This is a genomic window from Winogradskyella eximia, from assembly GCF_003386165.1.
GTDB lineage: Bacteria > Bacteroidota > Bacteroidia > Flavobacteriales > Flavobacteriaceae > Winogradskyella > Winogradskyella eximia.
Genome location: NZ_QRDV01000008.1, coordinates 60,022 through 75,141 on the forward strand (window position 1 = coordinate 60,022; position 15,120 = coordinate 75,141).

Sequence of the window (15,120 nt, forward strand, 5' to 3'; positions counted from 1 at the left end):
TAATTCACTGCTATGAAAAAGAAAATTCTTGGTTTTTTCACGTTATTTCTATTCACATTTTCAACTGTTTCTGCACAAGAAACAGTTAAAGTGATGTTTTATAATTTATTAAACTATCCTTTAGAAAATGCTGTACCTAATAGAATTAATGACTTAGCATACATACTTAATGACTACAAACCCGATTTGTTTTTGGTATGCGAATTAAATAATATCTCAGGAGCAATTGATGTATTTAATACTACAAAAACGGCTATTCACAGCAATTTTGAAATGGCTACTTATGTTTCTAATACGTCTGATGATACTTTTGGTGACCAAAATGATTTGCAAAATTTATTGTATTACGATAGCACAAAATTCAGTTTACAAGAAGAAATTATTGTACCCACGTATTTAAGGGATTTTAATGTTTATCGTTTACAACTGAATACAATAGACCAAGCCACTAATCCCATAGAATTATACGTTATTGTTTGTCATTTAAAAGCGTCGAGTGGTACTGCAAATGCACAAAAACGATTTGAAATGGTTCTGGATTTAGAAACTTACTTAGATACATTACCTGCTGATACCAATGTGTTATTAGGTGGTGATTTTAATGTTTATACAGGAAGTGAAGCCGCTTTTCAAACCTTATTAAGTGACAACAATACTATTACGTTTTTAGATCCACCAAACCGTGTTGGTAGCTGGCACAACAACTCTAGTTATGTTGATGTGTTTTCACAATCTACAAGAACACAAACAGGCATGGGAGGCACCACGGGAGGTTTTGATGATCGTTTCGATTTTATATTAACATCTGAAGACATGATGAGTTCGGCCAATTTGACCTATGTGCCAGAATCATATCGCGTTTATGGCAATAATGGCTTAACTTCTTGTTGGAATAAATCTATAAATTCTTCGGAATGTGAAACCACAGGCTCACAATTTTCGTATACATTAAGAAATCATTTACACAATTTTAGCGACCATCTTCCCGTTACACTGTCATTAGAAACGGATGCCACTTTTTTAAGTGTTGAAGATTTTGATATTTCATCTCGCACTATTAGTTTAGAAACTACGATAATCAATCATAGTCTTATTGTTAATGTCAATACTAGTATATTTCAAAACGAGCGCTTAAATATCTATAATAGTCTAGGGCAAGCTGTAAAAACATTGCAAATGAATGCTGATACTAAACAATATTTTAACGTTTCAGATTTAGAAAATGGTCTCTATTTTTTAAGCGTCACATCTATTAATGTTAACCCTTTAAAATTCATTATCTCTAATTGAATAAAAATCTAATCACAGCAGCGCTTTTATTTGTTTTTTGCTACACTATGGTGGCTCAAAATGCTATGGAAATTAATGCTACTGTGAAAGTAGAATCAAAAACTATAATTGTTGAGCAAACCATTGTTTATAAAAACGAGTCTAATACCGTTTTAAAAGACATTTATCTTAACGATTGGAATAATAGTTATTCTACCAAATCCACGCCATTAGCCAAACGTTTTGAAGAAGAATTTAGTACAAAATTCCATTTAGCAAAAAGTGAACAACGTGGTTTTACTGTTATCACTTCTATTAAAAATGAGAATAACACTCCTTTACAGCACCAACGCTTAAAGGATCATATTGATGTGATTAAAGTAACCTTAGAAACACCTTTACAACCCAATGCCTCATATTCCATAAAACTTAACTACCAACTCTTAATACCAGATGCTACATTTACAGGTTATGGCTTTTCTAAAACAAATGATTTTGATTTAAAGTATTGGTACATTACACCTGCCGTTTATGATGGTCAATGGCAATATTACAGCAATAAGAACTTAGATGATTTATTTGTACCTAAGTCCGATGTTATTTTAAGAATCACCCATCCAAGAAATTATAAAGTCTCTTCAGAATTAGATTTTAATGCTGCAAATTCCAATAAGGAAGACAAAACACAAACCACCATACTTAGTGGTAAAGACCGTATTGACACGTACTTATCGTTAAAAAAATTACCCAAATACAATTTTGTACAGACCGATGATTTTATTTTAATTTCTAACATTAGCGAAAAAGGACTACAAGGTCCAGCAAAAGCATTACTAACGGATAGAGTCACTCGCTATCTCACCAAACACCTAGGCACTTATCCGCATAAGCAATTATTGGTTTCTTCTATTGATTATCAAAAAAATCCGCTTTATGGGCTTAATCAATTACCAGCCTTTTTCCGTCCGTTTCCTAATGATTTTCAATATGAATTAAAATTAGTAAAAACGGCTTTAAAGAAATATATAGATAATATTCTGTTGCTGAACCCAAGAAAAGAACATTGGTTAAGCGAAGGGCTTCAAATTTATTATCTCATTAAATATGTTGAAGAATACTATCCAGACATGAAGCTTATTGGGACTTTAGCAGATATTTGGGGTATTAAAGCGTTTCATGCTGCAGATTTAAAATTTAACTTTCAGTACTTTCTGTATTCCATGGAAGTTGCGAGAAAAAATATTGATCAACCATTAACAACCTCAAAAGATTCTTTAACAAAGTTTAATGCCAATATTGCGGTAAAATACAAAGCAGGTGTTGGTCTTAACTACTTAGATCAATTTACTGAAGACATTGAATTACCTCAATTGATTACCGAATTCTTACAAGATAATCAGCTAAAATCGATAACTATTAGTGATTTTGAATCTTATATCACTTCCAAAACTAAAAAAGATATTCGTTGGTTTTTCACCGATTACGTTAATACAAGAAAGAAGATAGATTTTAAAATTAAATCTATAAAAACCATTGGTGATTCTTTACAACTCACAATAAAAAACAAAAGAGATAATGCCATGCCAATTTCTCTTTATAAATTACAAAACGATTCGGTTACAGACCATTTATGGATGGAAAACATAAAAGGAACCAAAACGATTATGTTACCTAAGGACAACACTGAAAAGTTTTCTTTAGATTATGATAATGTAATTCCAGAATTTAATCAACGTGACAATTTTAAAGCCATAAAAGGCTCGTTTCTAAAAGACAAGCCCTTACAAATTAGATTACTTAAAGATTTTGAAGACCCTAATTATAATCAGATTTTCTTTATGCCTTTGGTTGAGTTTAATAATATCTATGATGGGTTAACACTTGGATCTAAGATGTATAATAAAACCATGTTGAGAAAACGTTTAAACTATCGCATTTCTCCTCAATATGCTACAAAATCTAGAGCATTAACAGGATCTACATCTGTTTATTACACGCATAACATTGAAAATAAAAAACTCTATGATATTACATATGGCCTTGCTGCAAGCTATGAATCCTTTGCAAGTGATGCCTTTTTTACTAGAATAAGACCTTCACTTTCTTTTAATTTTAGAGATGACTCCGATTTTAGATCTAATCAACGAGATCAAATCATGGCGAGATATGTCAGTATTAAAAGAGAATTAGGAAAAGATGCCACTGTACTTATAGATGAACCAGACTATGGCGTTTTTAATTTAAGGTATACACATTCTAATCCTGGTATAATTAATTATTCTAAGTTTAATACAGACCTTCAGATTGCTGATAAATTCAGTAAAATATCTTTTAATTATGAATTTAGAGAGCTGACCAAAAATAATAGAAATATCAATTTTAGATTTTTTGCAGGCTACTTTTTAGAAAATAATTCTGATCCTGGTTCTAATTATTTTAGCTTTGCTTTAGATAGACCAACTGATTATCTTTTCGATTTTAACTATTTAGGACGTTCGGAGTCTGCTGGCTTATTTAGTCAACAAATAATTATTGCAGAAGGTGGTTTTAAATCGAAATTAGACACACCTTTTGCCAACCAATGGATGACCACAGCTAATTTTAGCACCTCTATTTGGAGGTACATTCAGTTTTATGGTGATGTTGGTTTGGTAAAAAACAAATATCAAAATGCCAAATTTCTTTATGATTCAGGTATACGCTTAAATCTAGTAGAAGACTATTTTGAAATCTATTTCCCTATGTATTCTAACCTTGGTTGGGAAGTTGGAGAGCAAAATTATGACCAACGCATTCGCTTTATGTTTACTGTAGACCCCAATGTTCTTTTAGGTCTTTTTAGAAGAAAATGGTATTAGCAAATTCTTATTGAAAAGTTAAAAATTCAATTTTATTTGAAATATTATCAGCATTAATGATGTTTTATTAAGAATAACTCAACATTATAACATCAAACCCTCTTGTGTAAAATTTATATTTTTTGTACTTTTGTTAGGCTAAAAATGCGCCTACATGAAGACGAACCTTAACACAAAAACAGAGATTACATTTGAAGATTTTAAAGCTGAAGTCTTAAACGATTACAAACTCGCTGTGACTAGTCGTGAATGTAGTTTACTAGGACGTAGAGAAGTTTTAACAGGTAAAGCCAAATTTGGTATTTTTGGAGACGGAAAAGAAATTCCGCAAATTGCTTGGGCAAAAGCCTTTGAAAATGGTGATTTTAGATCTGGATATTATAGAGATCAAACCTTTATGATGGCTATTGGTGAATTAACAATTGAGCAATTTTTTGCTGGATTGTATGCCAATACCGATTTAAAAGAAGAGCCTATGTCTGCTGGTCGCCAAATGGGTGGACACTTTGCAACGCATAGTTTAGATGCCAATGGTAATTGGAAAAATTTAACAGAACAAAAAAATTCTAGTGCAGATATTTCACCAACTGCTGGGCAAATGCCTAGACTTTTAGGTTTAGCACAAGCCTCAAAAATATACAGACATGTAGAAGGTATTGATACCACTAACTTCTCTAACTCTGGAAACGAAATTGCTTGGGGAACTATTGGAAACGCCAGTACAAGCGAAGGTTTATTTTTTGAAACCATAAATGCAGCAGGTGTTTTACAAGTACCAATGGTGATTAGTATTTGGGATGACAATTATGGTATCTCAGTACATGCAAGACACCAAACTACCAAAGAAAATATATCAGAAATACTAAAAGGTTTTCAACGTAACGAACACGATAAAGGCTATGAAATCTTTAGGGTTGATGGTTGGAATTATCCTGAATTAATGGATACTTACCAACGTGCTGCAAAAGTATCTCGAAAAGAGCATATTCCTGTAATGATTCATGTTCAAGAATTAACTCAACCACAAGGCCATTCAACTTCTGGTTCTCATGAACGTTACAAGAACAAAGAACGTTTGGCTTGGGAAGCAGAATACGATTGTAATGTTCAAATGCGTAAGTGGATTATTGAAAATAATATTGCTACGGACGAAGAACTCACAGCTGCTGAACGCGAAATTAAAAAAGCCGTTAGAGAAGGTAAAAAAGCAGCATGGTCAGCATTTATTAATCCTATTTTTTCAGAATCTAAAGAGGCTATTAATTTACTAGATCAATTGGCATCTACCAGTCCAAATGGAGTGTTTATTAGAAAATTAAAACATGATTTAGAATCTATAGATGAGCCTTTAAGAAGAGATTTACTTTCTGCAACTCGTAAGGCGTTACGTTATGTCGTATCAGAATCGTCTGCAGCAAAAACAAATCTTCAGAATTGGATAACAAATTATATTGATTTAATACAACCAAAGTATAGTTCTCATTTACATAGTGAGTCTCAATTAAATGCTTTAAACCAAACTGAAATCAAACCAACTTACGATGCTAATGCAGAGGAAGTTGATGGACGTGTTGTTTTAAGAGAAAATTTTGATGCGATTTTTGGCAAGTATCCAGAAGCATTAATTTTTGGAGAAGATGCTGGTTACATAGGTGATGTTAATCAAGGTTTAGAAGGACTTCAAGAAAAATACGGAGAACTTAGAGTTTCAGACACAGGTATTAGAGAAGCCACCATCATTGGTCAAGGTATAGGAATGGCAATGCGTGGCTTACGTCCTATTGCAGAAATCCAATACTTAGATTATATTATGTATGCGCTTCAAATAATGAGTGATGATTTGGCTACAGTTCAATACAGAACTAAAGGTCGCCAAAAAGCACCATTAATTGTAAGAACACGTGGCCATAGATTAGAAGGTATTTGGCACTCTGGCTCTCAAATGGGAGGTATTATAAATTTAATTAGAGGCATCCATGTTTTAGTACCAAGAAACATGACCAAAGCTGCTGGTTTTTATAATACACTATTAGAAAGTGACGAACCTGCATTAGTTGTTGAATGCTTAAACGGATACCGACTTAAAGAAAAACTACCAAATAATATTGGTGATTTTAAAACTCCTATTGGTGTTGTAGAAACCATTAGAGAAGGAGAGGATATTACTTTAGTGTCTTACGGTTCTACGTTGCGTTTGGTAGAACAAGCGGCAAAAGAACTACAAGAAGTTGGTATTGATGCCGAAATTATTGACGTTCAATCTTTACTACCATTAGATTTAAACCATGATATTGTAAAGAGTATTGCCAAAACAAATAGAGTAATGGTTATTGACGAAGATGTAAAAGGTGGTGCTTCGGCATATATTTTAGATCAAATATTAAATGAGCAAAATGCGTTTGAATATTTAGATAGCCAACCAAAAACATTGGCAGCTAAACCACACCGACCAGCTTATGGTACTGATGGTGATTATTTTTCAAAACCATCTGTAGAAGATATTTTTGAGGCTATTTATGATGTTATGCATGAATTGAGTCCTGATAATTATCCTAAATTGAGATAATAATTTATACATACATTAAATTCTTAGTTATTTCAAATTTAAAAACCATATAGAGAGGGCAATTGCCCTCTTTTTTTTCGTTTAATTTGTTTAACATGAGTTGCACATTGTTTGTCTAAATTTGTTGCAAACAATTGATTATTTAAAGAATTTAGAGAAAACTTTTTAAATTTATAACTTATGAAAACAAGAGGAGTACTATTAATTTTAAGTGTTTTACTTTTTAGTTCTTGCATTGTAAAATCGCTTCAACCATTTTATATTAAAAGCAGTCTAAAATTTAATAAGGACTTATTAGGTGAATGGACAGATCATAAAGAAGGACAATGGACCGTAGAATCGTTCCAATCAAAGTTTGAAGAAGATCAAAAGGAAGGCATAAAACTCTCTGAAGACGACAAATTAGCATACGACACCTATAAAGATGGTTATATCGTTACTTACATCAAAAATGAAAAAGAAGCCGTTTTTATAGCCATGCCTTTTAAGATTGAAAACCAATATTTCTTAGACTTTATACCTATAAACATTGAAGATGAAGAAATAAACAGTTTAGCTGCAGAGCATTTACTAAAAACCCACTCAGTAGCAAAACTAGATTTTACTACTGACAAAAACGTAATGTTTTCATGGCTTAGTGAGGAACGTATAAAAGATATCTTCAAGGAAAACAAAATACGATTAAAGCACGAAAGTATTGGTCCAGAACAAACACTATTGCTTACAGCGACCTCTGAAGAACTGTATCGTTTTTTAAAAAAGTATCTAAACGCTGATATTGAAAATAAGTGGAAAGAATCGGATCAAATAGCACTAACAAGAGCAAATGCAAAACCTTAACTTTAATACCATATTAAAATCTAATTACCACAGGCCATTGCGTTTTAATAGTGTACTGTGGTTGTTTGCATTTGTAATCTTACTGTTTATTTTTTCAAAAGGCCAATTGCCAATACGTGTAGATTTTGCTTATACTTTAACTTTCTTAACAGCACTAGCAATACCTGTTTTAATTAATTTTTACGTTTTAATACCTAATTACCTCAAGCAAGAAAAATACCTTATTTACAGTGTTACATTTATAATAAATCTAGTTGTCTTTGCCACTCTCAGTTCATGGCTCTTACAGCCTATTTTAGATGTCCTATTTCCGAGTTATTTTTTTATATCCTATGTGTCTCACAAGAATATATATTTAGTATTCATAATCTTTTTAGTAGCCACAAGCTTACTTAAACTTACTGAAGATTGGTTTTACTTTAACAAAAACCAAAATCAACTGCTTAAAATTAAAAATCAACATATTGAAACACAACTTTCAACTTTAAGAGCCCAATTAAATCCACATTTTCTATTTAATTCATTAAATGTTATTTATGCTTTAGCTTTAGAAAAAAAAGATGGTATAACAGAGGCCATTGTTCAGCTTTCAGATATTTTACGTTATGTTATCTACGATTCAAATACCAAACGTGTTAGTTTAAAAGACGAAATCGCTTTACTGAAAAACTACATTTCATTTCAAAATCATCGTATAGAATTACCAGTTTCTACACAGTTAAATATTGATATTGAAGATGAAAATTTCAAAATATACCCAATGTTACTTTTGCCTTTACTAGAAAACAGCTATAAACACGGAATTATAGCAGGAGAAATTAACTCACCTATAAAAATAGCACTATCTCAAAAAGGTCACCAATTTATATTTACGATAGAAAACACTAATTTAGACACAAGCAATCAATTAGAAGACAAACATTCTGGAGTGGGTTTAGAAAATTTAAAAAATAACTTAAATTTAGTCTACCCAAACAAGCATCAGTTTCAAACTAAATTACAAAACGAAGTTTTTAAAGTTCTATTAACTATTAGTAATGAAAAATAAAACACGTATAAGCTGTATAATAGTAGACGACGAACCTTCTTCGCAACGTGTTCTAAAATATTTTATAGATGAAACTACCGTATTAGACCTAAAAGCCACCTGCAGTAATACCGCTGAAGCTTTTAAGTTTTTGCAATTAAATAACACTATAGATCTGCTCTTTTTGGATATTAATATGCCCAAGCAAACGGGTTTAGACTTTTATAAATCCCTAAAGAATCCGCCTGAAGTTATCTTTACCACAGCCTACTCTCAATATGCTGTAGATGGTTTTGAAGTTAATGCTATTGATTACTTATTAAAACCAATAGCTTACGAAAGGTTTTTAATGGCCATAAATAAGGTTATTAAAAATAAAATGACTACCGACAATGATTTCCTGATCTTAAAAGAAAACAAAGTATTACACAAGGTTTTTTATACCGATATCCAATATATTGAAGCTTTTGGAGATTACGTTAAAGTACATACTATAGAAAAAACAATTGTTACGCATAGTACATTCTCAAAATTTATGAGCTCCTTACCTGATAATTTTCTGCGTATTCATAAATCATTTTGCATTAACTTGAATAAAATGAATCGTCTTTCTGGCAATCAAATTACAATAGATACACATACAATTCCTATTGGCCAGACCTACAAGGATTCTGTTTTAAAAGTTCTAAATTTACATCATGAAAATTGAATCTATAGTTACCATAAAAAAGGAATTAAAACACCTTACTCAAGAAGAGCTTTTAGAGCTGTGTTTACGATTAGGTAAATTTAAAAAAGAGAATAAAGCCCTACTCACCTATTTATTATTTGAATCTCACGATGAAGATGGTTATATAGCTAGTGTAAAAGCAAGTTTAGACGAACTTTTTAAAGGCATTAATACCGATAGTTACTTCTATATGAAGAAAACGATTAGAAAAATCCTAAGAGAAATTCGCGTGTATAGTCGCTATTCTTTAAAGAAAACTACAGAAGTAGAGCTTCTACTCTATTTTTGTGAGCAAATGAATACATTAAAACCCTCAATACATAGAAATACTACACTGAGTAATCTTTATGACAGACAAGTGCTTTCTATTAAGAAAAAGATTAAAGTATTACACGAGGATTTACAGTATGATTATAATTTGCAATTAGAAGCCCTAGAACACTAGTTATCTTGTTTCTTAGTCTTCTTACTACCTTCATACATTTCATACTTAACTAACCTTGCTTCGAGCTTAGCATTAAATACTTTAATTTTTCTAGATGGTCTTAATCCTACGGATTTTAAAGCCTCAAGATTAGAAGTAATTAGCCACGCATTGGTATTTGGATAACCATGCTTAAGCGTTGTTCCAATATTGCCGTAGAATTCTTCAACATTCAAATTCTCTAAACGCTCTCCATAAGGTGGATTAAAAACCATGTGTAACTTCTCGTTTCCTGATTTTTGTGTTTTAAAGAAATCTTCATGCTGAATATGAACAAGTTCATCTAAATGAGCATTCTTCATATTCTCTTTAGCTTTTGTAACAGCTGAAGGTGACTTATCGTAACCAATTATTTTATGATGAAAATCGCGCGTTTTCTTTAAAAGTGATTCTTCTATTTTTTCAAATAAATCAACATCCCAATCTTCCCAACGCTCAAACGCAAATTCTTTTCGCATTAGATTTGGTGGAATATTACAGGCAATCATTGCCGCTTCCGCTAGCATCGTTCCGCTACCACACATGGGATCCATGAAATCTGTTTGTCCATCCCAACCACTCATCATAATTAAACCAGCAGCTAAAACTTCATTTATTGGAGCAATATTCGTTGCCGTTTTATAGCCACGTCTATGTAAAGATTCACCAGATGTATCTAAAGAAATCGTACACAATTGTCTATCTATATGCACATTGATTTTTAAATCTGGAAAACGTAAATCTACATCTGGGCGCACACCTTCTCTATCCCTAAAACGGTCTACAATGGCATCTTTTGTTTTTAATGCAGTGTACAAAGAATGCGTAAATACACTATTATGTACTGTAGCATCAACAGCTAAAGAACCGGTAGGTTTTAAGTAATCCTCCCATTTCATGTTCTTTACATTTTTATAAAGATCGTCTTCTTTTGTGACTCTAAAAGAATGAATAGGTTTTAAAATTTTTATGGCAGTCCTAATACCTAAGTTCGCCTTATACATAAAGCCTTTATCGCCAACAAAACTGACATTTCTAACCCCTTTTTCAACCTGCATGGCACCGAGTTGCGTAAGCTCTTTTGCTAATATATCTTCAAAGCCAAATAATGTTTTGGCTAACATCTTGTAATTTTCTTCCATCTGTAACGTCATATACATTGCAAAAATACAGTATTTTTGTAGCACATTTATCATTATGACTAAATCAACTAAACAATGGTACGCATCTTGGTTTGACACACCATACTACCATATTTTGTATAAAGACAGAGATTATACCGAAGCTCAAGGGTTTATGGACAATCTTACCAATTACCTTAACATTCCAGAAGGCGGAAAAATTTTAGATTTGGCTTGTGGAAAAGGCAGGCATTCTGTTTATCTTAATTCTTTGGGTTATGATGTTACAGGAGTTGATTTATCTGAAAAAAGCATCAATCACGCTAAGCAATTTGAGAATGAAACACTAAAATTTAATGTTCATGATATGAGTAAACCATATCCAGACACATTTGATGCCGTGTTCAATCTCTTTACTAGCTTTGGTTATTTTGAAGATGAAAACTGTAATCTTGAAACTATAAAAGCAATTAAATCAGAACTAAATGATTTTGGATTTGGAGTAATTGATTTTATGAATGTGAACTATATTATTGAAAATTTAGTCGCAGAAGATGTAAAAACAGTAGAAGGCATTGATTTTCACCAAAAGCGTTCTGTAAAAGATGGATACATTATTAAAGACATTAGTTTTGAAGCTGACGGAGAGCACTTTGAATTTCAAGAGCGTGTAAAAGCGTTTACTTTAAAAGATTTTGAAACGCTTTTTGAAAAAGCAGGAGTTTATTTGTTAGATGTTTTTGGTGATTTTAAATTACATAAATTCCATTCTAAAACATCTGAACGCTTAATCATGATTTTTAAGTAATTACTGAATGATTAGTTATTTATTACCCTTATTAGCCGTAGTTATAGGAGTTGCCATTGCTTTATTAACTAAAAAGCAAAAATCAATTTATACGAAATTGCTTTTATCTTTTAGTGGTGCGTTTTTATTAGCATTAACCCTTTTTGATTTATTACCCGAAGTGTATCACCACATTGATGCCAAACTAACAGGTTTATACATTATGTGCGGTATTCTGCTTCAGATTATTTTAGAATTCTTCTCAAAAGGTGCTGAGCATGGCCATGTACACGTGCATCAAGAGGATAATGAATTTCCTTGGTTACTTTTTATAAGCTTATGCATACATAGTTTTTTAGAGGGCTTTCCTATTCATCAACATAATGATATGGTTTATGGCGTTTTAATTCATAAAATTCCTATTGCCATTTTAATTACTGCCTTTTTATTACAATCTAACTATAGCAAACTTCAAGTGGTTAGCTTTTTAGTTGTCTTTGCAGCAATGACACCATTGGGTACTTATATATCAAATCACTCCAGTGTTATGGTCAATTATGTTGATGTAATTAATGCTTTTGTTATTGGTATCTTTTTACATATTTCAACAACCATTTTGTTTGAATCTGGTGAAGGTCATAAATTCAATTTATCTAAGCTATTGGCTATATGTTTAGGTATATTAATCGCTTATTTTATATAAATGTTTTCAAAAGAAGAATCGAGACTACTAAGACAAGAATTTTGGACTAGCTTTGGAAAATCTTTTCCACGAAAATGGTTATTATACGACACTAAAATAAAAGGTGTTTCTTTTAAATTTCATTTTGATACTACCTCTGCATTAATCACCTTAGACTTAGAAGATGATTTAGAAAACCGTATTAATTGTTGGGAAAAGCTAGAATCTTTAAAAGGCATTTTAAAAAGCGAATACTTACCAGAAGCTATATATGAGGAAGAACATTTTCTCGATAACGGTAAAGAAATCTCTCGGATTTACTTACCCTTAGAACAAAAAGTATCTATCCATAATAAAAACACTTGGCGTGATGTTATGGAATTCTTCAATGTAAACATGAATTTATTCGAAGCCTTTTTTGAAGAATACAAAGACCTTATAAAAGGCTAAAAAACAAACACCTACCACTACTCCATATATTATTGGTTAATCCACTCAAAATTTAAATGAGGTTTGGTAATTACATTAGTTTAGAAACATTTTACTGAAGTTTTATTAACGCAACGCGAAGCATTAGATTCTAAAATTGAAATTATAGAAACCAAAAGAGACCAACTCTTGGCAAATGTAAAAATTTATCAAGCCTTAGGTGGTGGATGGAATTAGTTGAAGAGTGCCCTAAATCTTAAAGCCATTTTGCATGTTGTAAAATGGCTTTTTAATTTATTACGCATAGAATAATGCTTATATTTAGCCTTGAACAAAAGCTAAACTTGCTAATTAAAGTCTATAATGAAAAATATTTTTGACAAAACTGTTACCGACGAAGTTATTGAGCGTATCAATAGATTAGAACCAACAACAAAACCAAATTGGGGGAAAATGTCGGTTGACCAAATGTTAGCACATTGCAGTGTTACTTACGAACTTGATTTTGAAGATAAACATCCTAAACCTAAAGGGTTTAAGAAATGGATGCTTAAAACATTTGTAAAAAATATAGTGGTAAGCGAAAAACCGTATAAAAAAAATGGACGTACTGCTCCAGAATTTCTAATTGCGAGCGATAAAGATTTTAATTTAGAAAAAGACAGATTAACTGCATACATTATAAAAGCTCAAGAATTAGGCAATAATCATTATAATCAAAAGGAAAGCCATTCTTTTGGCAAATTGTCTTCAACCGAATGGAACAATATGTTCTACAAACATTTAGACCATCATTTAAATCAGTTTGGAGTATAAACAAAATACGGTAGAAATAAAATAATTCCCATTTTCAGAATTATGCTTTTTGAATTTAAGAAATTTATAGATCAGGTACTTGATCCTCCTTCTTATACAAACTAGGCAAACTAATTTTAAAACGTACAGCAATTAATCTCACAATAATAACAACTAAACCAGCGATGACAAACAAATAATTTTCATCCTCTAAAAAACGTCTTAGAAGGAAATAAGTTAGTCCTCCCAAAATACAAGCGGTTGCATAAATTTCCTTTCTAAAAATTACAGGAATCTCATTACACAGAATATCTCTAAGCACACCACCAAAGCAGGCTGTCATTGTCCCTAAAGCTATACAAACTATTGGATGTAATCCTGCTACAAGTCCTGTGTCTACACCAACTAAGGTATAAAGTGCAATACCAATTGTATCGAATAAAAAAAGTGATTTTCTGAGGTAATTAATTCGTTTTCTAAATACAACTGCAAAAGAAGCAGAACCAATAATGACATACACAAAAGTCATGTTTTTCATCCAAGAGACAGGTTCAACACCAATCATTACATCTCTTAAAGTACCACCTCCAACTGCTGTAACAAAAGCAATAATAAGAACACCAAATGGATCCATACGTTTGTTCATGGCAACTAATGCACCAGAAATAGCAAAAGCTATTGTTCCTAATATATCTACTATTTGAAAAAACATGAGTTTATTAAAATTTCATTTGTAATAATCTTAACTCAGCAAAAGCGATTCACTCAAGTTTGTTTTTAACAAACTTGGTTATCTCCTTACATGTTCTGAGTGTAATAATTATAATCTTTCAGAATGGTATCAATAAACTGAACATCGTATAACTTTGTTTCAATTTGAAGTGTATCGCAAATCTTATTCTTCAAAATGGTTAAAGTTTTAAAATCATTATTCTTTTTAGAAATCGTAAAGGCATCTTTAATAATCCTTACATCTTTATCAGTTAACTGAGTTACGTTACTAAAAACAGGCTCGTAATCGTCGCTAATATCTTCGAGAATTGTACTTGTTATTTTATGCTTTTTCTTCACACTAATAACCACAGTACCTGCTGCCGCATCACCAACGCGTTGTTTTTTGTCTGACAATAAAATACTTAATATACCTATAGATGGTGAGAAAATCCATAAATCTACAATTCTAAGCATCCAACGTACAAAGAAATTATACCATTGGGTTGGTGTACCATCTACACTTACCACTTTAATTTTCATTATCATTTTCCCAACGGTTTGTCCACCAAAAAGAATATGACAAATTACCGAATAAAAAAGTGCAGGTAATGTAAACAACCCTAAAAAACCACGCCTAGTCCAGCCGTCTGCATCAAATATCTCTGATACTGAAACAAGACTTTCAACAATAGTCATGTAAGTAATTATTATGATGCCATCGATTAAGAAAGCGACCATACGTTCTCCCAAACCAATTAACTTGTAATCTAAGTTGACATTTTGTGCCGTGTTAATTGCTAATTTGCTCATTGAAATGTATATTCGTTTCTAATTTAAAA

At 31.6% G+C, this 15,120-nt stretch carries 14 protein-coding genes; 11 read left to right on the forward strand and 3 right to left on the reverse strand.

What is annotated here, in order from left to right; genetic code table 11:
- Positions 1-12: 12 nt before the first annotated feature.
- From DFQ10_RS15170 to DFQ10_RS15205, 7 genes are all read left to right on the forward strand, one after another.
- Positions 13-1,290 (forward strand): T9SS type A sorting domain-containing protein, encoded by a 1,278-nt coding sequence (locus tag DFQ10_RS15170; RefSeq protein WP_115818290.1) that lies wholly within the window; start codon positions 13-15, stop codon positions 1,288-1,290.
- Complete coding sequence (locus DFQ10_RS15175; protein WP_245940738.1) at positions 1,287-4,127, forward strand: gluzincin family metallopeptidase; 2,841 nt, start codon at positions 1,287-1,289, stop codon at positions 4,125-4,127. Before DFQ10_RS15170 ends, DFQ10_RS15175 begins: the two co-directional genes overlap by 4 nt.
- A 154-nt stretch (positions 4,128-4,281) precedes the next feature.
- Positions 4,282-6,693 (forward strand): alpha-ketoacid dehydrogenase subunit alpha/beta, encoded by a 2,412-nt coding sequence (locus tag DFQ10_RS15180; protein WP_115818292.1) that lies wholly within the window; start codon positions 4,282-4,284, stop codon positions 6,691-6,693.
- A gap of 180 nt (positions 6,694-6,873) precedes the next feature.
- On the forward strand, positions 6,874-7,533 hold the full coding sequence (locus DFQ10_RS15190) for a hypothetical protein (protein WP_115818294.1): 660 nt from the start codon (positions 6,874-6,876) through the stop codon (positions 7,531-7,533).
- Entirely contained in the window at positions 7,520-8,581 is a 1,062-nt protein-coding gene (locus tag DFQ10_RS15195; protein WP_115818295.1) for a sensor histidine kinase, read from the forward strand. The genes DFQ10_RS15190 and DFQ10_RS15195 overlap by 14 nt, the downstream gene beginning before the upstream one ends.
- A complete protein-coding gene (locus DFQ10_RS15200; RefSeq protein ID WP_115818296.1) occupies positions 8,571-9,269 on the forward strand; it encodes a LytR/AlgR family response regulator transcription factor in 699 nt (232 codons plus the stop codon). Before DFQ10_RS15195 ends, DFQ10_RS15200 begins: the two co-directional genes overlap by 11 nt.
- Positions 9,259-9,735 (forward strand): hypothetical protein, encoded by a 477-nt coding sequence (locus DFQ10_RS15205; RefSeq protein ID WP_115818297.1) that lies wholly within the window; start codon positions 9,259-9,261, stop codon positions 9,733-9,735. The genes DFQ10_RS15200 and DFQ10_RS15205 overlap by 11 nt, the downstream gene beginning before the upstream one ends.
- Here the strand turns inward: DFQ10_RS15205 and DFQ10_RS15210 are convergent.
- A complete protein-coding gene (locus DFQ10_RS15210) occupies positions 9,732-10,895 on the reverse strand; it encodes a THUMP domain-containing class I SAM-dependent RNA methyltransferase (protein ID WP_115818298.1) in 1,164 nt (387 codons plus the stop codon). The genes DFQ10_RS15205 and DFQ10_RS15210 overlap by 4 nt on opposite strands.
- 55 nt (positions 10,896-10,950) lie before the next feature.
- Between DFQ10_RS15210 and DFQ10_RS15215 the strand changes: the two genes are divergently transcribed.
- From DFQ10_RS15215 to DFQ10_RS15230, 4 genes are all read left to right on the forward strand, one after another.
- Positions 10,951-11,682, forward strand: coding sequence for a class I SAM-dependent methyltransferase (locus DFQ10_RS15215; RefSeq protein ID WP_115818299.1), 732 nt, complete (start codon positions 10,951-10,953; stop codon positions 11,680-11,682).
- 7 nt (positions 11,683-11,689) lie between these two features.
- Positions 11,690-12,364: a ZIP family metal transporter gene (locus tag DFQ10_RS15220; RefSeq protein ID WP_115818300.1), complete on the forward strand. Its 675-nt coding sequence runs from the start codon at positions 11,690-11,692 to the stop codon at positions 12,362-12,364.
- Positions 12,365-12,793: a DUF4268 domain-containing protein gene (locus DFQ10_RS15225; protein WP_115818301.1), complete on the forward strand. Its 429-nt coding sequence runs from the start codon at positions 12,365-12,367 to the stop codon at positions 12,791-12,793.
- Positions 12,794-13,135: 342 nt separating this feature from the next.
- Positions 13,136-13,588, forward strand: a complete 453-nt coding sequence (locus DFQ10_RS15230; protein ID WP_115818302.1) for a DUF1569 domain-containing protein — start codon at positions 13,136-13,138, stop codon at positions 13,586-13,588.
- A 64-nt stretch (positions 13,589-13,652) separates the two neighbouring features.
- Here the strand turns inward: DFQ10_RS15230 and DFQ10_RS15235 are convergent, their stop codons facing one another.
- A complete protein-coding gene (locus tag DFQ10_RS15235; protein ID WP_115818303.1) occupies positions 13,653-14,279 on the reverse strand; it encodes a trimeric intracellular cation channel family protein in 627 nt (208 codons plus the stop codon).
- Positions 14,280-14,365: 86 nt separating this feature from the next.
- A complete protein-coding gene (locus tag DFQ10_RS15240) occupies positions 14,366-15,091 on the reverse strand; it encodes an RDD family protein (protein WP_115818304.1) in 726 nt (241 codons plus the stop codon).
- Positions 15,092-15,120: the final 29 nt, after the last annotated feature.

What these genes read in the sequence shown, in the direction of transcription:
- DFQ10_RS15225 (WP_115818301.1), top strand. Translation starts at nt 12,365, where the DNA reads ATGTTTTCAAAAGAAGAATCGAGACTACTAAGACAAGAATTTTGGACT.
- DFQ10_RS15240 (WP_115818304.1), bottom strand. Translation starts at nt 15,091, where the DNA reads ATGAGCAAATTAGCAATTAACACGGCACAAAATGTCAACTTAGATTAC.
- DFQ10_RS15235 (WP_115818303.1), bottom strand. Translation starts at nt 14,279, where the DNA reads ATGTTTTTTCAAATAGTAGATATATTAGGAACAATAGCTTTTGCTATT.
- DFQ10_RS15200 (WP_115818296.1), top strand. Translation starts at nt 8,571, where the DNA reads ATGAAAAATAAAACACGTATAAGCTGTATAATAGTAGACGACGAACCT.
- DFQ10_RS15205 (WP_115818297.1), top strand. Translation starts at nt 9,259, where the DNA reads ATGAAAATTGAATCTATAGTTACCATAAAAAAGGAATTAAAACACCTT.
- DFQ10_RS15180 (WP_115818292.1), top strand. Translation starts at nt 4,282, where the DNA reads ATGAAGACGAACCTTAACACAAAAACAGAGATTACATTTGAAGATTTT.
- DFQ10_RS15195 (WP_115818295.1), top strand. Translation starts at nt 7,520, where the DNA reads ATGCAAAACCTTAACTTTAATACCATATTAAAATCTAATTACCACAGG.
- DFQ10_RS15170 (WP_115818290.1), top strand. Translation starts at nt 13, where the DNA reads ATGAAAAAGAAAATTCTTGGTTTTTTCACGTTATTTCTATTCACATTT.
- DFQ10_RS15190 (WP_115818294.1), top strand. Translation starts at nt 6,874, where the DNA reads ATGAAAACAAGAGGAGTACTATTAATTTTAAGTGTTTTACTTTTTAGT.
- DFQ10_RS15220 (WP_115818300.1), top strand. Translation starts at nt 11,690, where the DNA reads ATGATTAGTTATTTATTACCCTTATTAGCCGTAGTTATAGGAGTTGCC.
- DFQ10_RS15215 (WP_115818299.1), top strand. Translation starts at nt 10,951, where the DNA reads ATGACTAAATCAACTAAACAATGGTACGCATCTTGGTTTGACACACCA.
- DFQ10_RS15210 (WP_115818298.1), bottom strand. Translation starts at nt 10,895, where the DNA reads ATGGAAGAAAATTACAAGATGTTAGCCAAAACATTATTTGGCTTTGAA.
- DFQ10_RS15230 (WP_115818302.1), top strand. Translation starts at nt 13,136, where the DNA reads ATGAAAAATATTTTTGACAAAACTGTTACCGACGAAGTTATTGAGCGT.